This is a genomic window from Zhengella sedimenti, from assembly GCF_046506625.1.
Taxonomy (GTDB): Bacteria; Pseudomonadota; Alphaproteobacteria; order Rhizobiales; family Rhizobiaceae; genus Zhengella; species Zhengella sedimenti.
Map to the genome: position 1 here is coordinate 1 of NZ_JBKFFP010000015.1, position 3,440 is coordinate 3,440.

Here is a 3,440-nt window from a genome sequence, read left to right on the forward strand (position 1 = left end):
GTGTCGAGAAGATTATGTTTCATGCGTTTTGCAGACCTGGCGGCGACCTACTCTCCCGCGTCTTGAGACGAAGTACCATCGGCGCTGGGGCGTTTCACGGCCGAGTTCGGAATGGGATCGGGTGCTTTCCACCCCGCCATGACCACCAGGTCGGCGAAGCGCATGAAGTCGAGAAGCCGGAATTGAGCGAATAGGGAATAGCGGGTAGCGAGTAGAATGCCCTACTCGCGATTTGCCATTCGCTATTGGCCTCATCGACCTTTGGTCGATGAGATGGTCATTGGCACACCATCGCGCTTGGCGACGATGGTCATTGGCAAATGAGAACGATCAAGCCGATCGGGCTATTAGTACCGGTAAGCTTCACACATTGCTGCGCTTCCACACCCGGCCTATCAACGTGGTCGTCTTCCACGGCCCTGATAGGGACCACTCGTTTTCAGGTGGGTTTCCCGCTTAGATGCCTTCAGCGGTTATCCCGTCCGCATATAGCTACCCTGCTATGCCGCTGGCGCGACAACAGGTCCACCAGAGATGCGTCCATCCCGGTCCTCTCGTACTAGGGACAGATCCTGTCAATAGTCCTGCACCCACGGCAGATAGGGACCGAACTGTCTCACGACGTTCTGAACCCAACTCACGTACCGCTTTAAATGGCGAACAGCCATACCCTTGGGACCTGCTCCAGCCCCAGGATGCGATGAGTCGACATCGAGGTGCCAAACAACCCCGTCGATATGGACTCTTGGGGGTCATCAGCCTGTTATCCCCGGCGTACCTTTTATCCGTTGAGCGATGGCCCTTCCACGCGGGACCACCGGATCACTATGACCGACTTTCGTCTCTGCTCGACTTGTCAGTCTCGCAGTCAGGCAGGCTTATGCCATTGCACTCGACGACCGATTTCCGACCGGTCTGAGCCCACCATCGCGCGCCTCCGTTACGCTTTAGGAGGCGACCGCCCCAGTCAAACTACCCACCATACACTGTCCCGGACCCGGATGACGGGCCGCGGTTAGACATTCATGACGATAAGGGTGGTATTTCAAGGATGGCTCCACGCCAGCTGGCGCCGGCGCTTCAAAGCCTACCACCTATCCTACACATGCCGACACGAATGCCAGTGTAAAGCTATAGTAAAGGTGCACGGGGTCTTTCCGTCTAACCGCAGGAACCCCGCATCTTCACGGGGAATTCAATTTCACTGAGTCTGCGTTGGAGACAGCGGGGAAGTCGTTACGCCATTCGTGCAGGTCGGAACTTACCCGACAAGGAATTTCGCTACCTTAGGACCGTTATAGTTACGGCCGCCGTTTACCGGGGCTTCGATTCAGAGCTTGCACCCCTCCTCTTAACCTTCCGGCACCGGGCAGGCGTCAGACCCTATACGTCGTCTTGCGACTTCGCAGAGCCCTGTGTTTTTGATAAACAGTCGCTACCCCCTGGTCTGTGCCACCCTCCCGCGGTTGCCCGCAAAAGGGTCACGCTTATTCCGAAGTTACGCGTGCAATTTGCCGAGTTCCTTCAACGCAGTTCTCTCAAGCGCCTTGGTATTCTCTACCAGTCCACCAGTGTCGGTTTCGGGTACGGTCTGTAATGGAGGTGCTGTTTCCCGGGACCGCTTCACCGCACACCCAATCCAGTAAGGGCATACGATACACGCGATCCGTCACAATCCTCCAGGCCCAGGAATATTCACCTGGTTCCCATCGACTACGCCTTTCGGCCTCGCCTTAGGGGCCGGCTAACCCTGCTCAGATTAACTTTAAGCAGGAACCCTTGGACTTTCGGCGAGGGAGTCTCTCACTCCCTTTATCGTTACTCATGTCAGCATTCGCACTTGTGATACCTCCACGGGTCCTCACGGATCCCGCTTCATCAGCTTACACAACGCTCCGCTACCGCTTGTCAAAGACAAGCCCAAAGCTTCGGTGCATGGCTTGAGCCCCGGTACATTTTCGGCGCAAGGACCCTTGTTTAGACCAGTGAGCTGTTACGCTTTCTTTAAATGATGGCTGCTTCTAAGCCAACATCCTGGTTGTTTTGGGATCCTCACATCCTTTCCCACTTAGCCATGACTTGGGGACCTTAGCTGTTGGTCAGGGTTGTTTCCCTCTCCACGACGGACGTTAGCACCCGCCGTGTGTCTGCCGGACAGTACTTCCAGGTATTCGGAGTTTGGTTAGGTTTGGTAATCCGGTGAGGACCCCTAGCCCATCCAGTGCTCTACCCCCTGGAGTATTCATCCGACGCTCTACCTAAATAGATTTCGCGGAGAACCAGCTATTTCCGAGTTTGATTGGCCTTTCACCCCTAGCCACAAGTCATCCCGATCTATTGCAACAGATATGGGTTCGGCCCTCCAGTTGGTGTTACCCAACCTTCAGCCTGCTCATGGCTAGATCACTCGGTTTCGGGTCTAATGCGACGAACTGAAACGCCCTGTTCAGACTCGCTTTCGCTGCGCCTACACCTACCGGCTTAAGCTTGCTCGTCACACTAAGTCGCTGACCCATTATACAAAAGGTACGTGGTCACCATTCCAGGCTCCCACTGTTTGTAGGCATTCGGTTTCAGGTACTCTTTCACTCCCCTCGTCGGGGTGCTTTTCACCTTTCCCTCACGGTACTGGTTCGCTATCGGTCATGCACGAGTACTTAGGCTTGGAGGGTGGTCCCCCCATGTTCAGACAGGATTTCACGTGTCCCGCCCTACTCAAGGACTGACAAGCAAATTACGCATACGGGGCTGTCACCCACTATGGCCCGCCTTTCCAGACGGTTCCGCTTCTCACTCGTCAGCCACTGGCCTGGTCCGCGTTCGCTCGCCACTACTAGCGGAGTCTCGGTTGATGTCCTTTCCTGCAGGTACTTAGATGTTTCAGTTCCCTGCGTTCGCCTCTTGTCCCTATGTATTCAAGACAAGATACCTTCTTGACGATAGCTAGAAACCAGAACCGCTTCCGTTCAAAGCGAATGGCGAATAGCGAGTAGCCAATAGGGATCACGCCCCATGCCCAACTCGTTCCGCCAAACGCACGGACAGCAAAAACAGAAAGTCAAAAGTACCGAACATCCCTGTTCGCTACTCGCTACTCCCTATTCGCCGTCACAGAAGCGCAACTGATTTCCTAGCTATCAAAGGTGGGTTGCCCCATTCGGAGATCTCCGGATCAAGGGGTATTCGCACCTCCCCGGAGCTTTTCGCAGCGTATCACGTCCTTCATCGCCTGTGCATGCCAAGGCATCCACCAAATGCCCTTAAGACACTTGATCGTTCTCATTGCCAATGACCATCGCAGGACAAACCCGCTAACGGCCAGTGACACAAAAAGACCAGCTTCTCGAGATTTCCCCGGTGGCCGCGGCTAAGAGGCCAATCATCATGCGCCGGCTTATGAGCGTGCCAGCGCGACAGCGCATCAACAATACCCCAAGGGA

Annotated in this window: 2 rRNA genes; both read right to left on the minus strand. The window is 55.1% G+C overall.

Annotated features, from left to right (window positions below):
• Positions 1–34 precede the first annotated feature (34 nt).
• A 5S ribosomal RNA gene (gene rrf, locus ACLB6G_RS20780) occupies positions 35–150 on the minus strand.
• A gap of 176 nt (positions 151–326) precedes the next feature.
• Positions 327–3,275 (minus strand): 23S ribosomal RNA (locus ACLB6G_RS20785).
• Positions 3,276–3,440: the final 165 nt, after the last annotated feature.